19 protein-coding genes and 1 pseudogene are annotated in these 17,371 nt (G+C 69.5%); 10 read left to right on the top strand and 10 right to left on the bottom strand.

From position 1 onward, the window contains the following. Positions 1-6: 6 nt before the first annotated feature. Together AB0J97_RS50660 and AB0J97_RS50665 are read right to left on the bottom strand one after the other, a co-directional pair. A complete protein-coding gene (locus AB0J97_RS50660; protein WP_364104362.1) occupies positions 7-297 on the bottom strand; it encodes an integrase core domain-containing protein in 291 nt (96 codons plus the stop codon). Between the two features lie 1,231 nt (positions 298-1,528). Further along, entirely contained in the window at positions 1,529-2,749 is a 1,221-nt protein-coding gene (locus AB0J97_RS50665) for a PP2C family protein-serine/threonine phosphatase (protein ID WP_364104365.1), read from the bottom strand. A 711-nt stretch (positions 2,750-3,460) separates the two neighbouring features. On the opposite strand from AB0J97_RS50665, the gene AB0J97_RS50670 reads away from it, so the two are divergent. Beyond that, positions 3,461-4,510, top strand: a complete 1,050-nt coding sequence (locus AB0J97_RS50670) for an STAS domain-containing protein (protein ID WP_364104368.1) — start codon at positions 3,461-3,463, stop codon at positions 4,508-4,510. Positions 4,511-5,160: 650 nt separating this feature from the next. Here the strand turns inward: AB0J97_RS50670 and AB0J97_RS50675 are convergent. From AB0J97_RS50675 to AB0J97_RS50685, 3 genes are all read right to left on the bottom strand, one after another. Then, positions 5,161-5,652, bottom strand: coding sequence for an ester cyclase (locus tag AB0J97_RS50675; protein WP_364104371.1), 492 nt, complete (start codon positions 5,650-5,652; stop codon positions 5,161-5,163). Then, positions 5,649-5,771 carry a hypothetical protein gene (locus AB0J97_RS50680; RefSeq protein WP_364104374.1) on the bottom strand — a complete coding sequence of 41 codons (123 nt, stop codon included), beginning with the start codon at positions 5,769-5,771 and terminating at the stop codon, positions 5,649-5,651. The genes AB0J97_RS50675 and AB0J97_RS50680 overlap by 4 nt, the downstream gene beginning before the upstream one ends. 64 nt (positions 5,772-5,835) lie before the next feature. Beyond that, entirely contained in the window at positions 5,836-6,063 is a 228-nt protein-coding gene (locus AB0J97_RS50685; RefSeq protein ID WP_364104377.1) for a hypothetical protein, read from the bottom strand. Between the two features lie 248 nt (positions 6,064-6,311). On the opposite strand from AB0J97_RS50685, the gene AB0J97_RS50690 reads away from it, so the two are divergent. Next, the gene (locus tag AB0J97_RS50690) at positions 6,312-7,004 is read left to right on the top strand and encodes a hypothetical protein (protein WP_364104380.1); all 693 of its coding nucleotides are present in this window, start codon (positions 6,312-6,314) and stop codon (positions 7,002-7,004) included. Between the two features lie 13 nt (positions 7,005-7,017). Here AB0J97_RS50690 and AB0J97_RS50695 read toward each other — a convergent pair whose 3' ends face one another. Further along, positions 7,018-7,143, bottom strand: a complete 126-nt coding sequence (locus AB0J97_RS50695; protein ID WP_364104383.1) for a hypothetical protein — start codon at positions 7,141-7,143, stop codon at positions 7,018-7,020. A gap of 233 nt (positions 7,144-7,376) precedes the next feature. On the opposite strand from AB0J97_RS50695, the gene AB0J97_RS50700 reads away from it, so the two are divergent. Continuing rightward, the gene (locus AB0J97_RS50700) at positions 7,377-8,240 is read left to right on the top strand and encodes a hypothetical protein (RefSeq protein WP_364104386.1); all 864 of its coding nucleotides are present in this window, start codon (positions 7,377-7,379) and stop codon (positions 8,238-8,240) included. Next, positions 8,237-8,293 (top strand): annotated as a pseudogene (locus AB0J97_RS50705) (hypothetical protein); the annotation flags it as partial. The gene AB0J97_RS50700 and the pseudogene AB0J97_RS50705, both read left to right, overlap by 4 nt. A 45-nt stretch (positions 8,294-8,338) precedes the next feature. Here AB0J97_RS50705 and AB0J97_RS50710 read toward each other — a convergent pair. Both AB0J97_RS50710 and AB0J97_RS50715 read right to left on the bottom strand, forming a co-directional pair. After that, positions 8,339-10,147, bottom strand: a complete 1,809-nt coding sequence (locus AB0J97_RS50710) for an alpha/beta fold hydrolase (RefSeq protein WP_364104389.1) — start codon at positions 10,145-10,147, stop codon at positions 8,339-8,341. Continuing rightward, the gene (locus AB0J97_RS50715) at positions 10,144-11,163 is read right to left on the bottom strand and encodes a hypothetical protein (protein WP_364104392.1); all 1,020 of its coding nucleotides are present in this window, start codon (positions 11,161-11,163) and stop codon (positions 10,144-10,146) included. Before AB0J97_RS50715 ends, AB0J97_RS50710 begins: the two co-directional genes overlap by 4 nt. A gap of 154 nt (positions 11,164-11,317) precedes the next feature. On the opposite strand from AB0J97_RS50715, the gene AB0J97_RS50720 reads away from it, so the two are divergent. Both AB0J97_RS50720 and AB0J97_RS50725 read left to right on the top strand, forming a co-directional pair. Beyond that, positions 11,318-12,529 carry a histidine kinase gene (locus AB0J97_RS50720; protein ID WP_364104395.1) on the top strand — a complete coding sequence of 404 codons (1,212 nt, stop codon included), beginning with the start codon at positions 11,318-11,320 and terminating at the stop codon, positions 12,527-12,529. After that, positions 12,526-13,185, top strand: coding sequence for a response regulator transcription factor (locus tag AB0J97_RS50725; RefSeq protein WP_358293671.1), 660 nt, complete (start codon positions 12,526-12,528; stop codon positions 13,183-13,185). Before AB0J97_RS50720 ends, AB0J97_RS50725 begins: the two co-directional genes overlap by 4 nt. Here AB0J97_RS50725 and AB0J97_RS50730 read toward each other — a convergent pair. Together AB0J97_RS50730 and AB0J97_RS50735 are read right to left on the bottom strand one after the other, a co-directional pair. After that, positions 13,180-13,716, bottom strand: a complete 537-nt coding sequence (locus tag AB0J97_RS50730; protein WP_364104399.1) for a hypothetical protein — start codon at positions 13,714-13,716, stop codon at positions 13,180-13,182. The genes AB0J97_RS50725 and AB0J97_RS50730 overlap by 6 nt on opposite strands. A gap of 24 nt (positions 13,717-13,740) precedes the next feature. After that, complete coding sequence (locus tag AB0J97_RS50735) at positions 13,741-13,902, bottom strand: hypothetical protein (protein WP_364104402.1); 162 nt, start codon at positions 13,900-13,902, stop codon at positions 13,741-13,743. Positions 13,903-14,351: 449 nt separating this feature from the next. Between AB0J97_RS50735 and AB0J97_RS50740 the strand changes: the two genes are divergently transcribed. The 4 genes from AB0J97_RS50740 to AB0J97_RS50755 all read left to right on the top strand — a co-directional run bounded on the left by AB0J97_RS50740 (position 14,352) and on the right by AB0J97_RS50755 (position 17,319). Next, complete coding sequence (locus AB0J97_RS50740) at positions 14,352-15,146, top strand: hypothetical protein (RefSeq protein WP_364104405.1); 795 nt, start codon at positions 14,352-14,354, stop codon at positions 15,144-15,146. Positions 15,147-15,310: 164 nt separating this feature from the next. Then, on the top strand, positions 15,311-15,634 hold the full coding sequence (locus tag AB0J97_RS50745; RefSeq protein ID WP_364104408.1) for a hypothetical protein: 324 nt from the start codon (positions 15,311-15,313) through the stop codon (positions 15,632-15,634). Positions 15,635-16,358: 724 nt separating this feature from the next. Beyond that, positions 16,359-16,997 (top strand): hypothetical protein, encoded by a 639-nt coding sequence (locus tag AB0J97_RS50750; protein ID WP_364104411.1) that lies wholly within the window; start codon positions 16,359-16,361, stop codon positions 16,995-16,997. Beyond that, complete coding sequence (locus tag AB0J97_RS50755) at positions 16,945-17,319, top strand: hypothetical protein (protein ID WP_364104414.1); 375 nt, start codon at positions 16,945-16,947, stop codon at positions 17,317-17,319. The genes AB0J97_RS50750 and AB0J97_RS50755 overlap by 53 nt, the downstream gene beginning before the upstream one ends. The last annotated feature ends 52 nt before the right edge of the window (positions 17,320-17,371 follow it).

Genomic DNA, 17,371 nt, shown 5'->3' on the forward strand with positions numbered 1-17,371 from the left:
GGACGGTCAGGCTGCTCTGCGGTACTCGCTGATCAGCCCGGTGACGGTCCTCCGGCGGTGGATCGGGGTGGCTACGTCGATCACTTCGCTGGGGTCGTGCAGCGGAGGGCGGAGGGTGCGGCCCTGATGCGGGCGATGATGGTTGAAATGGTGTTCGTACTCGGTCAGGACCTTGCGCAGGTGCCGCTCGCCATGGATGAGCAGGTGATCGAGGCACTCTCGGCGTAGTGTTCCCACGAATCGTTCGGCGAACGCGTTCGCTCGTGGGGACCGGACGGGCGTCTTGATGACCCGCATGCTGGCGGCGGTGAACGTCTCATCGAAGATGCGGGGAACTTGCCGTCACGGTCTCGGACAAGAAATCTGAAGGCGTCGGCGCGTTCACCCAGGTTCATCAGCGGGTTCCGGGCTTGCTGGGTCGTCCATGCGCCCGTCGGGTTGGAGGTGACGCCCAGCAGGTGTACACGCCGTGTCTCGATCTCCATGACGAAGAAGACGTACAGTCGTTTGAGGAACACGGTGTCGACGTGCAGGAAGTCGCAGGCCAAGATGCCGGAGGCTTGCGAAGTAAGGAACTGTCGCCAGGTCGGTGACGCCTGGCGTGGCGCTGGATCGAGGCCGGCCGCGGCGAGGATCCGGCGGATGGTGCCCTCCCCGATTCGATGGCCGAGGCCGAGCAGTTCGCCTTGGATCCGCCGGTGCCCCCATCGGGGATTCTCTCTGGCCAGCCTTATCGCCAAATCACGCAGCTCGTCCGGTATCAGTGGACGTCCGGCTGTGTTCGGGTAGGTTCAGCGTTTGGCTGACCAGGCGGCGGTGCCAGGCCGGCAAGGTGCCCGGCGTCACGATCCGATGGAGGCGAAGCCGTATGGGGAGCAGTCGCGCCAGTGCGGCCGGCAGCGCCCGGTCGGCCCAGTCCGGTTGCGGGCGGGAGACTTGACGACGCAGGACTGCGACCTCATGACGTAGCACCAAGATCTCTAGTTCTTGGAGGTGTCGCCCCGCGAGAGAAGCGTCAACCAGCCGAACAACCGGACCATCAGCAGATACAGCAGGCGTAGGAACACGAGTGCTGAGGATAAAAGGCCCGGTCAGACGCCATGGACGAGTTTTGGCACCGCACAGGCCGGCCGGACCGTCTTGAATGCGTCCATCGGCGTCGGACGAGTCGGCGATGCCAGGCTAGCAGCGTGCCCGGCGTGACCAGCCGGTGAGCACGCAGTCCAGGCGATAAGAGCCGCGCCAGAGCGGCCAGGACCGCTCGATCGGCCCAGCCCGGCTTTGGCCGGACGACCTGACGCCGTAGTACCGCCACTTCATGCCGAAGCATCATGATCTCGACGTCCTTGACTGCCTCGCTGCGGCCCAGCAGCACCAGCCAGCCGAACACCCGGATCACGATCAGGTAGAGGAGACGAAGAGACACAAGAACCGATCTTGCCTGAGCCAGCACCTCAGGTCGATCTGCAGGTCAAGCCCCCTGCGACGACTTTTGAAGCGGTACAGGACTCGGTCGACGTCGGTGCGCTCAGTCAATGACCGCGAGGTGGTCGGCGGCGCCCCCGTGCCACTCGATCATGAAAAGGGTGGCGTCGTCGCTGGTACGCCCGCCTCGTTCCCGCTTCAGCGTGTGGGAGAGCCGGCGCAGGTCCGCCCGTACTCCCTCCGACGGCTCTCCCCCCACACGCTTGACACAGCGGATGAGGCGTTCCTCGCCGAACAACTCCCCGCCGGCGACGTGCTCCTCGATGATGCCGTCGGTGTAGCACAGCACCCGGTCTCCCCGCTGCAGCTTATGCTCCGCGATTCGGGGCTCCTCGCCGCCGAAGCCGACGGGCAACGTCGTCGCGCTCTCCAGCGTGCGCGCGACCTGGCCACCGCGGATCAGCAGCGGCGCCGGGTGACCCGCGTTGACCAGCTCCAGCTCACCGGTGGTGATGTTCACCTGCATCAACTGCGCCGTGACGAAGTGGTCGGGCCCGAACTGCTGGGATATGGCATCGTCCATGAATGCGTACTTCTCGGCCAGGCTGATGAACTCGCGCCGGGCATGCCGATAGGCGCCGATGGCGATGGTCGCCATCGAGGCCGCGTCCAGGCCGTGGCCCATGGCGTCGATCACGGCCACGTGCAGGATGTTGTCGTTCAGGGCATAGTCGAAGCTGTCGCCCGCGACGCGGTAGGCGGGCTCCAGGATGCCGGCCACCTCGACCTGCGGCACGGACATCGACAGCGGCGGCAGCAGGCTCCATTGGATCTCCGCGGACACGCTCATCGGTTCCCGGCGCCGGGTCAGGAAGAACTGGTCGGTGTAGGCGTTCTTGGTGACCAGCATGTCGGCGACCAGGCCGGCGAGTCGGCGCAGCAGGCGCCGGTCGTCGTCGGTGACGGCATCCAAGGTCAGGGCCATCACACCTACCTGATCGCCACCGTCCAGCAGCGGCAGATACATGCGTACGCCACGGGGCTGCGATACCTCGACGACCTCCGCACTCACGAAGGCCCGGCCGGCGGGGGAGTCGGTCATCGGCACCGGCTGACCAACGTGCAGTTTCCTGCCCGAAAGCGGCACCAGCAGCTCTTGCGCGTAGTCCTGGAGCAGGATGGAGACGTCACGGCCGCCAACTCTGGCCACTTCCTCCGCGATCAGCGGGGCGATCAGCTGCGGGGGCATCAGCCGTGCCCTGTCCAGCAGGCCGAGCAGGCGCTCACCGAAACCCTCCGACCGGTTCACGATCCCCTCGTCCATGGCCGGCTCTACCCCCTCTTTCCTGCACCTGCTTCCTGCACCTGAGCCGATCACCGCCTCCGCGCAACGCGAGCTGTAAGCCGCCGGAACTGCCTATGACGCCATGTGCAGCATGCCGTCCCACGCTGTCTACGCCCCGATCGGAGCCTCCCCACGACCGCGTCACCCTGCCCTGCGCGACCAGGGCATGTTCATGTGCTGGCGACCGCCTCTTACTGATTCGCCAGGACGGTGAAGGAGCCCGGCGACCACCCCTCACCGGCGTGCTTCACCATTCAAGATTGATTCCTCCGGTGGCCGCTCTACAGATGTTCCCCGAGGCGGGATCCCACAATCGTGCTCATCTCCGTACTCCCAGGTCGAGGGCAGGGGCCGGGTTCGGTTCGGCCCTCCAGGACGGGGTCCATGCCGTCGTAGATGAGGTGGGTGGTGAAGGCGTGACGCAGGATGTGTGGGGTTTGGTCGGGGTCGTGGGGAATCGGTGAGGGGGCGCGTTCCAGCGCGGCGGTGCAGTCGGCCGGGACGGCGGGGGCCGGAGCGGCTTGTGTTCTCGGAGCCACCTGTCCGGCCTAATTCCGGAATTGGGAAATCCGGGAATTGCGAGGTAGAATATAGCTACCGAGGACTTTTCGAGCGTTGGCATTCAAGTCTGCGTCGCCCCCGGCGAATCACCACCGGCCCCTCGAAAGGGCCCGGACAGGCGAGGCGACCATGACGCCGACGATTCTTTCTCCACTCGCGCCGCTCAGCTCCACCTCCGCTGCGATGCCGCAGGTCGATTCCGCGCTACGACTCAGTCTCCACCCGGAGCTGGATCGGCGAGCGGTCGTGGACGGGGCCTGGTGGCCCTACTCTCGTGACGCGTCCACCGAACTACCCAGCCTCATCGCCGCCGTCGACCGGCGGCTTGGCCGTGTCACGCTCCGTATCGGCGTATATGGCGATGCATGGCGGAACATCCCGCCCCGCATCCCGGCCCGCGGGCGGCAGGTCCGCGTCGGCTGGTTCCGCCACACCGACCCGCGCGTGATCACTCTCAGCTTCGCGTCCGGCGAGCCGGTCGTCCTGCTGGTCATCCCGCCCGGCACCGCCCGCTGTCCTGCTGAGGCCACGCTCAAGCTCACTGCCCTGGACCTCACCGCCCAGGAGGCCGGCTTGAGCGTCGGCGACGCTCTCACCGGCGCGCGCTTGCCGTCCGACCCCGATCCGGCTCTACGCGGGACGGCCACCGACGGCACGGCCGACTGGGAGAACGAGGGCGGGTCGGTCACCGACCAGGATCCACCCTCCTCGCCAGTGGGTCATCAGCGTCGGCGTGACCCGCGTGCCGTCTGCCGACCGGATCGGACGGTAGAAGGATCCGCCCCGTCCGGCGGCGGACCGATCTCCGGTCGGCAGGCACCTCATCCCATTCCAGTTCCTCCAGAAGAATCCTCCATGACCGTCGTCGACACCGAGCCACTCGGCGTGGCTGACCCGTCGAAGCCGACCACCATTCATCTGACCGGCGAGATCGACATTCTCACCAGCGCGGCGCTCCGCCGCCAACTGCTGAGCACGCTGCGCTACAGCACGAGCCTGCTCATCATCGACCTTTCGCAGGTGTCGTTCTGCGACGCCGGCGGCATGGGCGTCCTGGTCGGCATCCAGCGCCGAGCCCGGTCGATGGGCATCGTTCTGGCCCTGAAGGCACCCCGCCCGTTCATGTCCCGGCTGCTGCACATCACCGGCCTGGACCGCAGCATGCCGATGGTGACGTGAGCGGTGCGCGCCTGCCACGTCCGCAGCTGTGACAGGGACGAGCGATTCGGGCTGGTGGCGGCGTCCCGATGAGGTCACGGGCTGTTGTCGGCCGCCGGTCGGCTGCACGCGGCAGCGGGAACCCGGCCAGCTTCTCACGTAGGCGTGCGATCTCGACGTGGCCGTGATGCAGCGCGTCGTAGAGCGTACCGTGACCGCGCTGGTGCTCTTGTCCGGGGAACCGGAGCGGCCCAAGAGCCACGATCTGCCGAGGCTTGAGAAGGCCCCGGCAGCATGGGCTGACGGGTCCTTGGTAGGGGGCCTGAGTATGCATGCTGACGGGTTGATGCTCGTGCTGCCGCGGAGTGGGAGAGGGGCAAATGACGTTCACGAAACGCCGGAATGGTGGAGCCCCAGGCCCGATTGAGCACCTTTCATGCCGACGATCTGCTGATATCCAAGGAGGGCGGCTGGCTACTGGAGGGGAGCCAGGTCGTGGGCATGGGGCGTCCGGGTGCGAGCAAGTGCGGCCCCAGGCGCTCCATGTCGCGCCTGCTGCCACGAGCCGGAAGGTCGTGCGCGTAGAGGGACATCCCTGCCAGGTGGCATTGGCTTCCAGGAAGCCGGTTCGTGAGTGCACCTCCAGCAGCGAGCTGAATCAGATTGATTCGCTACCCGTGATGAAAGGTCGTCGAACAGGAAAGCTGGGTGAGCAGCTCCAGTTGATCGAAATATAGACGCAAACTCGCCACAAGATCGTCCTCTATTGTGCATACATAGCAACACCGCAACCGAATGGGGCGACCCGTCGCGGGAATCACTTGGCCATCGGGCATGGTGTACGGTCCCCTGTGAGTGCCTACGATGAGAAGCTCGCCAACAGTCGAATCTTCGATATCGAAGGACTCTACGACCACGGCCTGGACATCGGGGAATGCCTCCCAGAACTCCTCCAGGCAGGAGGCCAACTCTTCGCGTCCCCGGGAAACGCCTTCGGGGCTGATGGCTACTCCGGTCGGACTTGATGGTGCGGAGTAGCGCCTCCATGTCGTGGGCGTTGAATGCTCATTTCCTTGAGTGCCCGACGTGGCTGCCAGTAGACGGTCAACTCGCCAATTGTCACCGACTGTATACCTGTCACGCACCTCGCGGGCAATGGTCATGGCGCCTGCTCCCCGTCCGGGAGTGCCGTGAACTCCGAGCTGTTCAGGACCTCGGTCTGGACTTCGGGCTTGAGCTTGCGCAGCAGCGCCACGGCGACGCAGTCGATGTCTCCGTCCATGTCGGTTCCTCCGTCCGCAGCCCGGCGCCTTCCCCGGCCTGGCGTCTTTGCGGCGTCCGGCTGGTCAGGCCGGGGTGTCGCGCTGGCGCAGCAGCGCCAGGAGCTCGCCGGCGCGGGCGTCCGCCTCCCGGGCCGGTGCCTGCGCGGCGTTCTTGGCCTCCTCCATGGCGACCACCTCGCTTTCGGCGACCCGCGCCCGATGCAGAGCTTCCTGCACGGCGGACTGCGCGGCGGTCAACCGGTCGCGCGTCTCCTCCAGGCGCTGCCCGACAGCGGCCAGGTCCTCGCGCAACCCGTCCGTCTCGACGGCGTGACGCTGCCGTGTCTGGTCCAGCTCAGCGCGCAGACGGTCGGTCTCAGCGCGGGCTTGGGCGGCCGAGTTCTCTGCGGCGGTCTTGGCCTCCTCCAGCCCGGCGGCGGTCGGGCGGCGGTCGTACCGCGCGCCCCAGGAAGGATCGTCTCCCCCCGGCGACAGTGACAGTGAGTCGCGATTGATTACAGGATGTGACGGGTCAGAACCGTTCCGTGATTGGATAGCCGATGCGACACATCTCCGCACTCCTGGCCGCAGCCGCCACCGGAATCCTTGTGCTCACCTGCGCCGGCCCCGCCTCCGCCGCGCCTGGAACCGCACTCCTCCCATTCGCCACCAGCCAGGCCAACGCCTACGACACTCCGAACCGGCTGGGCCGCCTACCCGCGCGGGCCGCAGGAACGGAGCACGGCATGCCTCTCCCCAAGAGGGGGCCCAAGCCCGAGAACGACCCGGTGGTCTACATCAAGGAACAACTCCAGGGGTTCGCTGATGAAATCGGGCAGGACGCCGAAGATCTGGCATGGACCTACATCCAGGCCATCTCGACCGACCAGCAGCCTGATCTCCAGCCCCTGGAAGGGGAGACCGCGACCCACAAGGAGTACAGCCTTGTCCTCATTCCCGGCGTGCACTCCCTGCTGATCGAGGTGGACACCCATCCCGGCGGCACCTGGACGGCGGATGTGACCGTGACGCCCCGGCTCTTCGGCTACGGCCTGGACCCCTCACACCTGCAGCTGTCCGGGGCGCGGAACGAGGGCACGGTCCACTCGTCCACCAACGTCTTCGGCGCCGATGTGACCCTCGGCTTCTACGGCCCCGACCTGTCCTTTGGCGTGTCCGGTCAGTCCTGGCACTGGGCCTTCGGCAAAAAGGTCAAGGATTTCAAGTTCGAAAACCTCTTCCGCCTCCAGTAGCCCTGGGCCGGGGTCAGGGTGCGGCGAGCGGTTCGTCGCCCTCCAGCGCCTGGTACAGCGTCGAGCGGCCTACGCCGCGCCCGCACCACGCCCGCACCACGGCGAGCACGTCATCGGTGCCGCGGCCGGGCGCGATCACCGACCCTGCCCGCGGCGCGGGCAGGGGCCACCCCCCATGGTGCGCGATGCCGTGCGCGAGGCGAGCTGGACTGCCCCCCCCGCTGTGGAGGCGGCTCGTTCGCAGCTCGTCGTCGGACCTGCCTTCATCCAGCGTGGGCGTCCGTTCTGGTGGCGGAACCTGAGACGGAACTGGGCGACACCTGATCGGAGATTGCGCAGATTTCTCCGGCCGTGGTGAGTGAAAGTGGCGGGGTGGGCGGCGAGGAGCACCAGGAGCAGGAGGCTCGGTCCGAGCGGATGCGGGCCGGAGCGCGGGCCCAGGTTACGCGTCTGGCCCGCAGCACGGTCTCCGGGGTGCGCCGTCTGTCGTCCCCGGCGCTGCTGGCCATCTTGTCGGCGGGCGCGTTCGGGGCGTTCCTGGAACCGGGTGAAGCGACGGCGGGGGCAGCACTGCTCGGGGCCGCTACCGCCGTCGGTGGAAATCTGCTAACTGACCTCGTCAAAGCCGGTATTGCCCGCCTCGGCGAGGACAGCAGCGGCGACGGCAACGGCGACGAGTCCTCGCGCCGGATGCCCGAGGACGACCTGGAGCAGCGCATCCAGCAGATCCTGGAAGGCGGCGGGCCCGAGGCCGAAAGGTTGCGCGCGGAGATCGCGCATGTCCTGCACCAGATCGGCGCTGTCGGCGCCGCGCTCGAGGCGGCGATCCAGGCCGGGGATCGCGACCTGCAGGAACACCTCACCCGTGGCCTGGCCGCTCTGGGGCGGGAGTTCGCCGAATTCTCCTTCACGCTGACCGCCATCGAAGATCATCTACGGGTGTTGCGGGATGGCCAGGACGAGCAGGGAGCCCAGCTCGGCCTGGTGGTGGATCTGCAATATCGGCAGGCAACCGATATCCGGCTGCTTTTGCAACTGGTGTCGGAGCTTCCCTGGCCACAGGCGGCCGGCGCGACCGGCGGCGGTCGGGAGCGGTGGAACGACGAGTGCCCGTATCGAGGGCTTGCGCCCTTCGCCGAAACTGACGCCGAGGTGTTCTACGGCCGGGAGGTGATCACCGCACAGCTGGTCACCGCTGTCTCCCGGCGACTGGCCTGTCCGGGCTTGTGGTGGTGACCGGCGCTTCAGGAGCGGGTAAGTCCTCGCTGCTGCGCGCCGGGCTGCTTCCTGCGATCGGCCGCGGTGGCCAGACCACCAAGATCTTCAGGACATTCCTAGAGCCTCGGGACCGCGGCTCGGAAGGCGACCCCGTCAAGGGTGCCGTTGACCATCGGCCGGTCGGTCGCCTCGAACGGCGTCCAGGTGATGACCGCCTTCACCGTCGACCCGGCTCGGGTGATCTCCACGGCCGCCGTGGCCCGCCCGGCGTCGCCGGTGCGGATCTCCCCCGTCACCGCGACGTCGGCGACGAACCGGGCGGCGACCAGGCGCGTCACGCTGGCGTGGTGGTCGATCCGCCCGCCGCGCAGCCCGGGGGCGGCGGCGTCTCCCGGCGGCATCGCCACGTTGGGGTTGCGGGCTGCCAGCGCGTCGTCCACCGTGGCGAACGCCGCGGCCAGCAGTTTCCGCTGCTCGTAGCCGAGCCCCTGGACACGGGGCCGCGGCAGCTCACCGGAGGTGCGCGGGAAGCGGCCCATCGCCCGGTAGTTCTCCGCGCTGCAGCCGCCCGCCCCCGCGGGGGCGTCGAAGCGGGTCACGAACGAACGTACGGCGGATCGCAGGCACAGACGGTAGCCGCTCTGCCCGGCCGAGGCGCCGATGTGCGCGCCGAACGGCACCGTCACGGCCGTACCCCCGAACCGCCGCGCCGCCCGGACTGCGTTGCCCGGCGGGGTGGTCGTGTCGAACTGGCCGCCGATGGCCAGCGCGGGCACCCACGGGTAGGCCGCCTTCGCGGGCACCGGCGGCGCCGGGTTCGGTACGGGCCAGGTGAGACACCAGTCGGCGGCCTCTCCTGCCGCCCCGAACGCCTCCGCAGCCGTGTAGGGACGCGATGGCTGCCGGGACCGGTATCGTTCCAGTTGCTCGCGCCGCCGCGCCGGACCGGCCGCCCGGTCGTACGGCAACGCCGAGTCCGCGCAGACGTAAGCCAGCTGTGCCGGGCTGCTGGGCATCGCCCCCGGGTCGGGGAAGCTGGTCACCAGGCGGTGCAGGGGCGCGGAGTCGCCGCGCAGGAAGGCGTCGGCGGCTGCGCCGGCTTCCCGGCCGATGCTCGGATCGGCCAGGTTGCCGGTGAGGCGGGCCAGGTCGCGAACCGAAACCTTCGGGTCGGGGTGCGACCGCAGTCGCTTGATCAGCGCCGTCCAGCGCTCGGCAGGCCGGCCGGGCATACGCCGGCACCGCGCCGACGGCCGGCAGATGGCATCGAGGTTGGCCACGCCGCGTCGCGCGGCGGGGGCGAACGACATGTCCGCGTAGCCGCGGGAGTCGACCGACAGCACGCTGTCGAGCAGCACCGCGCGGATCCTGTCCGGGTATCGGGCCGCGTACGCCTGAGCGAGCAGCGTGCCCCAGGAATAGCCGTAGACGGTCAGCTTCGGCACTCCGAGCGTGGCGCGCAGCGCTTCGATGTCACGTGCCGCATGGGCGGTGTTGAAGAAGCGGCCGCGGCCCGCGCAGTCATGTACGCTAGCCGGCTCGGTCAGGTCGAGTCCCGGGCAGGCCAGCGGGCTCGACCCGCCCCAGCCACGCTGATCGAGCATGAGCAGGTTCTGGCGCTCCAGGGCGGGCCCGAGCCAGGCCCTGGTGCTGTCGACCGCCCACAGGGAGGGCGCGGGCCCGCCGGGCAGGACGAGGATCGTGCCGGTGGGCGGGCGCGTCCGGTCCGTGGCCGGAACCCAGGTGTAGGCGATCGAAAGCTTCTCGCCCGCCGGGTCCGCCGGGTCCAGCGGCGTCTCCAGCGTGGCGTCGCAGCGCTCGGTCGCGCCCGCGCATGACGCGGCCGCGGCCGCGGCCTGTGCCTGCGGTTGCACGGTCGTGAGCAGTGCCAGGACCGCCAGGACGCACGTCAGTCTCTTCCTCATCGCATGCTCTCCTTCCGCGCGGCGGGCCGGACGGCCCGGAGCTGCGCCGGGCGCCGGCTGAGTGCCTGATAGCAAGTGATCAGCCCGACCAGGGCCGCACCCCAGACCAGGAATCCGCCGTACGTCACACCGAACACCCACGGGTTCGCGCTGCCGGGCGCGCTCGGGAGCTCGGTGAGACCGGCGAGCGCGCCGAGCGTGGTCACCGCCGCGGGCAGACCCATGGACAGCAGCCCCACCCCACCGGTCCAGCCGGCGGCCAGCACCAGCGGCCGGGGCACCCAACGTGCCCAGCCCTGGATCAGCGCGACCGCGCACAGCGCCCCGCACACCGGGATGGTCACGCTGAAGTCGGTCAGCGGGCTGTACCAGTGGTGCGCGCCCGCCAGCCCGGACTCCTGGTAGCCGCCCACCGGGTGGCCCAGGGCCCACACCGCCTTGAGGGTCGCGTAGGGCAATGGCGCGAGCGCCGCCGTCCAGCCGTACGCGCGCAGCCACCGGCCGGTGGCTCGCGCGTCCGTCAACTCCGGCCGCGTACGGCGCTGGAAGGACCAGGCGGCGACGGCGAGTGCGCCGACACCCGCGAGCACGATGAGCTGGTCGACGACCAGCGTCCAGTACGGCTCGGCCGCCCAGCCGGGCAGCCCGGTGACCCACAGGAGCACCCGCAGCAGGTTGAGCAGCAGGATCTGGCCGCCGAAGCACAGCAGCGCCAGCGTGCCGGCCCAGATCGCCGCGAGCAGGGCGGTGCGTGGCAGGCGACGCCCGAAGGGCCGCACCGTGGCCAGTGCGAGCACGGCCAGCCCCGCCAGCGCGAGCACGCTCCCCCAGCCGGCCAGGCCGTCGAGCTGCGGCAGCGGCCGGCCGGCGCACTGATCCGCCGCGGTGGCGGCCTCGATGGGGGTGCAGCGGGCCGCGAGCCACTCGCCGCCCATGCTCCAGTAGGCGCGCAGTCCCGCGTACGCCGCCGCCCAGCCCGCGGCGAGATGGCCCGCGACGGGTGATCGATGCCTCATGACTCTCCATTCGATGTCGTCCGGTGCTCCACACTCCTGCCGCGGACGCCGTTTCCGCGTCTGCCTGCCGGCCGGGAAAGATGCGACCTCAGGCGTACACGGGCGGGCCCGCAGGCAGACGCGGCGTCCCCGGCGCGTTCGTAGACTCGGGGCCATGTCACAGGTGATCGGAAGGCTGCTCGCGCAGGTCAGGACGCCGACCGCCGACGCCGCGCTCGCGACGCTGGTGGGCCTGCCGCTGCTCGGCTGGACCTGGGTCGTGCTGACCATCGCGCCCGGCCCGTCGCCGGTGGCGTTCGCCGGCGCGCTGTTGGCCCACTCCGCGATGGCGCTGCGCCGTACGGCGCCGCTGGCGTCCTTCGGCGCGGTCGCCGCCGGATGCGCGGCGATGCTCGCCGGCGCGGGAGGTCTGCTGCTGCCCCCGTCGATGCTGGTGTTCCCGTGGTCGCTCTACTCGATGTGCGCCTACGGATCACGGCGCGCGCTGGGCTGGGGGCCGGTCGCGGCCCTGCTCGGGTCCGCCGTGGTCGGCCTGCGGTTCTGGCTCAATCCGCGGGAGGCGTCCGGCCTGCCCCCGGCGTTCGTGTTCCTCTTCCTGCTGGCCGTGACGATGATGATGTGGAGCTTCGGCCTGTGGCGGCGGACGCAACGCGCGTACCTGGAATCGCTGGAGGACCGCGCCCGCAGGGCCGAGGCCGACCGGGAGGAACGCGCCCGGCGGGCCGTGCACGACGAGCGCGCCCGGATCGCCAGGGAGATCCACGACGTGGTGTCCCATTCGCTGTCGGTGGTGATCAGCCAGGCGCAGGGCGGCACGTACGCGGTGCGCACCGACCCGGACCGGGCCGCCGGCATCCTCACCACGATCGCCGACGCCGGCCGCCACGCGCTCGCCGACATGCGCGGCCTGCTGGGCTTGCTGCGCGCCGAGACGCCGCTGGAGTCCGAGTCGGCCGGCTCTGCGCCGACGCTGGCCGAGCTGCCCCGGCTGCTGGAGGGCACCAGAGCCGCCGGGCTCGCGGTGACGTTCCGGCAGGACGGCGCCGAGCGGCGGCTCAGTCCCGCCGCCGAACTGGCCGTCTACCGGCTGGTCCAGGAGTCGCTGACGAACACGCTCAAGCACGGGGGCGCCGGCCGCCGGGCCCAGGTGGTGCTCAGCTGGGGAAGCGCCGGGCTCGCCGTCCAGGTCCAGGACGACGGCCCCAGAGATTCCCACCCGCCCGGCGGCGGCACCGGGCTCGGCCTGGTCGGCATGCGCGAGCGGTTCCAGGCCTTCGGCGGTACGGTTGCCGCCGGACCGGCGACGACCGGCGGGTTCCACGTGTCCGCCCGCTTGCCGTACCTCCAGCGAACGGAGCAGACGTGACGATCAGGGTGTTTTTCGTCGACGATCAGGCGATGGTCCGGGCCGGCTTCGTGATGGTGGTCGAGGCCCAGCCCGACATGACGGTGGCCGGCGAGGCTGGCGACGGCGCGGAAGCGCTGGAGAAGCTGGCCGTCACCACCGCCGACGTCGTCCTCATGGATGTCCGGATGCCGCGCATGGGCGGGGTCGAGGCGACCCGCCGCCTGCTCGCCGGCACCGGGCCCGCGCCCCGAGTGGTCGTGCTCACCACGTTCGATCTCGACGAGTACGCCTTCGCGGCGCTACGGGCCGGGGCCAGCGGCTTCCTGGTCAAGGACGCGCCGCCGGAAGACCTGCTGGCCGCCATCCGCACCGTGCACCGGGGCGACGCGGTCATCGCCCCGTCCACAACCCGCCGGCTCATTGACCACGTCGCCGCCGACTTGCCCGTCCTCCACGCGGAGCCCGACCCGCTGGCCGCGCTCACCCCGAGAGAACGCGAGATCCTCCACCAGATCGCGCTCGGCCGGTCCAACGCCGAGATCGCCGGCCTGCTGTTCCTGTCCGAGGGCACGGTGAAGACCCATGTCGGCCGCATCCTGGCCAAACTCCGGCTTCGTGACAGAGTCCAGGCCGTGATCTTCGCCTACGAGAACCGCCTGGTGCGCGCCTCATAGGCCGCGGCCACGCCCCTGCCGCGCGATCAACCCGGCGACTGCGACGGACCGAGACTGTTGAAGAAGCAGGCGTCGTAGATCTCCGTCAGGTGCTTCAGCTTGTCCTTCGACACGGCCCGCCGATATGTCCCGGGGTCGTCGGCGCGAAGCGCCTTGAGTGCTCACCCGGGTGTGCGGCAGGCCTTCCCGGGTCTCCTCACCGCCACCGACGTATTCGCGAAACTGGCCGAGATCGCCGGTTCCCTGCCGCTGGATCCACTCGAACCGGGCCTGCGCTCCCGCGCCCGCACCACCGTGATCGGCGACGGCACCATCTACTTTGACAAAGCCGGCAGCAGCGACGGTAAGGGCCTGCCTGTCCACGAGGTCGCCATTGACCTGCCTGCCACCGCTGGTGGTAGGGCCGAGCGCGGCAGCGTGATCCGCCATGTGCTCGACCGCAGCGAGCACATGCTGCGGCCCACTCTCACCACGCGCCGGGGTCCACGCCATCTCATCGTGGCCGGCCCTGGACAACGGCAAGACCACCACCTCCAAACTCCTCGTGCAGGCCCGTCAGGCGGCCATGCTCGCCGGAGCGAGCAACCTCAGCAGGGAACACCAGGAGGTGATCGCCGGTATGGACCAGGCGCTGGCACGGCTCGGCGCCACGCTCTCCCGCCACTCTTGCCCGAGGTCGACCTGCCCGACGACACCCGCGCTCCGTACGATCGACATCCAGCGCAACGATCCTCTCAAGCCATTACAAGGCCAAAGCTCGCCATCGTCAGGCGGCATCACGTAGGTGAGAGCCCTGGACGAATCGCGTGTGCTCACTGATCAGCCACTTCGTGGTCAGGCGCACTGCAGTGATCCGCTCCACCAGGGATGAGGGCGTGCGCTTCCGCTTGTCGCGGCGGGCTCGGCACCTCATCGGAAGCGGCGCAGCTCTTGTCCGTCCGGCGTGGTGCAGGTCGTAGTGTCGCATCGTATCCCCGAGCCGCAAGGACACAGCCTCCCCGCCGGCCGAGAGCAGGGGCAGGGCTCGACTGGTCCGGCGCGGCGACGGCCGCGGGCGAGGCCCTGGGCGGCGTCACCGCCGTCGTCGACCCCCTCCTTGACGGCGCCATCACTACAGCACGACCGGCACCATGGGCACATTCCGACCCGATCATGATCAGCCCCTCGTGGTGTTCCAGGAGTGCCGCTGCGACGACACCAACGGCGACGACACCGACGGCGACGGCATCGGCGACACCGAGCACATCGAGCTGATCGTGGTCGCCGACGACGGCACACTCACGACGCTCGGCGCCTACCCCGACGACCTCACCGCAGTACACGCCGATCGCACCGGCCGCCTGCCCGGTCGAGGGCGCACCCCCCCGGTCACGGTTCAGGCCCACCGCATCGAGGTTCCCGCGGGCGGATCGTGGAGCGCTGACGGCGTGGCACTCCTGCAGGCGGTCACGTTCGTCGCGTGGGGAGGCGACGAACAGGTCAGCACCGCGGACGGCGTCTCGACCTTGCACGAGGGGGAATCGGTGTCCTGGTCGGTCGCCTGCGACAGTGACGCGGGTCCTGACCGGGCCGCTGTCGGTCACCGCTTCGGCTGGGACCGTGACCGTCGCCTACACCACGGCGGCGGAATGAGCGGCACCAGCGGCAGCGCCGCCACCCTCGCACCGGCAGGGCTGCCGGGACCGCTGGGGCCGCCCGGCGAGGCCGCCCCAGCAGGTCTCCGTGTGGAAGGCGGGCACAGAGTGACCGACGGCGACGGCAACCTGACCTTCACCTGGCCCGCTGGCACCTTCACCGCGCCTCCAGTCGTCGCGATCGCTGGCGAGGCCGGGGCAGGGCACCGGTCGGCGCGCATCGTGTCGAACACGGCGGCCTCGACGGTCGTGCAGGCGCAGGCGGCGGCGGTCGTCAAGGTAATTGGCATTTTGGTACTCGGGTGGGTGCCGCAGCCGCAGGCGTGAGGGGCACGCTCTCGCGGTCGCCCTGTGAGCTGCGAGCGGGGATAGGAGGGGGAGCAGGCTGCTGGTCCCTGTAGGGGAGAGACCTCTGGCAGTCTCTCCCCCTACAGGGGGATATTTTCGTGCGATCGGCACGTCAAGGCGCGTAAATGCCTAGGATCGCGCAGATGAAGAAGACGATCTTTGGCCTTGCAGCCACGATGCTGACTGCGGCCACCATCACGATGATGTCGTCCGCCGCCCAGGCCGAGCCGCTCCCCAGCGGCTGCAACAGCGGAGTTGGGTATCAGCACGCCTACACCTGGGCGAACTGCTCGGGCGGTGGAGGCTACGTCCGCGCAGTCGCCACCTGCGCTAGCGGCACCGCGAAGAAGAAGGTCTACAGCTCCTGGAAGGTGAACGCGGGCGACAAGCTCGCGCGCACTGCGTACGCTCACTGCCCCAGCTCCTACCCCAAGGCTGTGGGCCACAGCTACGACATCAAGCGCTGATCCGGCCGGCGAGCCGGCGAAAGGGGCCCTCCGACTCTGAGGTCGGTGGGCCCTCCGCGCTGAGGCATACTCGCTGGTAAGGAAAGAGTGCATACGCACTGTTCTGTTACTGGTCAGTAGCATGTGCTGAGGCCCGGCTCTTCGCTCATGAGACATGCCCGGCAAGGGATAACGGGTTTGCGACGTCCTGCGCGCTGTGCGCGGTGAGGGCGTCACGCTGGACGCGTGCTGATCGCGCTGGCCGTCGTGGTGTCGCTGGCGCTGGTGGGCTGGGGCGCGTGGGTATTCTTCACCGGCGCCAACCTGGATGAGCGGGACAAGGTCGCCAGTGTGGTGAGCATGGTCATTGGTGGCCTGGGGTTGCCGGTGTCTGTAGCTGGGCTCTGGATGCAGCTACGCCAGCAGGCGGCGGCCTCGCCGGCAGGCCAGGTGTCCTCGCTGGGATCGGGCTCTGTGGCGGTCGGAAGTATGAGCGGCGGCACGCTGATCGGGCATGCCACCTTCCATACGCCGGCGCCGCAGACGCACTCCCGGCTGGTCCGCCTGATGCCGCGCCCGCTCCACCTGGCTGGGCGTGATGAGGCGCTGGCCAGCCTGCATGACCGCCTGGCCGCCGCTGAGGCGTTGCCGTGCTGGATGGCGGTGCATGGCCTGGGCGGCATCGGCAAGACCAGCCTGGTGGCCGAATACAGCCACCGCTACCAGCACGAGTATCAGCTGATCTGTGCATCTGCCCGCCGAGGATCCCACGCTGCTGTCGGCCCCGGTTGCCGAGCTGGCCGTCCACCTCGGCGGGCTACAGGCCGACGGCGCCGATCCAGTCCACCTGGTGCACGCCGTGCTCGGCACCCATCCTGGCCGGTGGTTGCTGATCTTCGACAATGTACCCAACGCCGACGCCCTCCACGGCTTCCTGCCGCCTACCGGATCCGGACACGTCCTGATCACCAGCCGGTCTGGGAGCTGGCCGGAGCCGCACAGTCTGGAACTGCCCGTCCTGGACCTCGAACCGGCCACCGCCTTCCTGCTGGAGCGCAGCGCCCGCCAGGAAACGCAAGCCTTGGGAGCTGTGGCCGCCGAGCTCGCCGGCCCGCCGCTGGCGCTCGAACAGGCCGGCACCTACATGGCCGAAACCGGCGCCGGCCCCAGCGACTACCTCGACCTGCTGGCCCGCCAGCGGACCGCCCTGCTCGCCGGGGGCAAACCCTGGGGATACGCCGAGAGGGTCACCTCGACCTGGCAGGCCGCCTTCGAGCAGCTCGCCGGCACCGTCCCGCAGGCGATCGCCCTGCTCCGGCTGCTGGCCTGCTATGCACCCGACGACATCCCGTACCAGCTGTTGCTCGACGACCTCGCCATTTGATCCGCTCGTCGAACTCGGGATCGGCAAGAGCGCCAAGAAGCAGCTGAGCCTGCTCCCCGTCGGACGCCTGCAGGTCAACACGGCGGCAGCCGCGCTGCGCCGCTATTGCCTGATCAGCCGCCCGCGCGACGGGCTGGTCTCGATACACCGCCTGGTCCAAGCCGTCACCCTCGACCAGCTCACCCCCAGCCAACGCGCCGCCTGGAGCGCAGCCGCCGCCAATATCCTGCTGGCTCTGCCCGCTTCCCGTCGATCCCCTGGCGCAGAGGCGGGGCTCTTAGAGTGCAGTTTGCGAGCCTATGCCCGTGATGCCGCAGTGTGATCGTAGGGATTTGTAGCGTTACCGCCGTTGGCGGGTCCGGTCGTGCTGTGAT

It is taken from the genome of Nonomuraea sp. NPDC049607 (assembly GCF_040675375.1).
Classification (GTDB): domain Bacteria; phylum Actinomycetota; class Actinomycetes; order Streptosporangiales; family Streptosporangiaceae; genus Nonomuraea.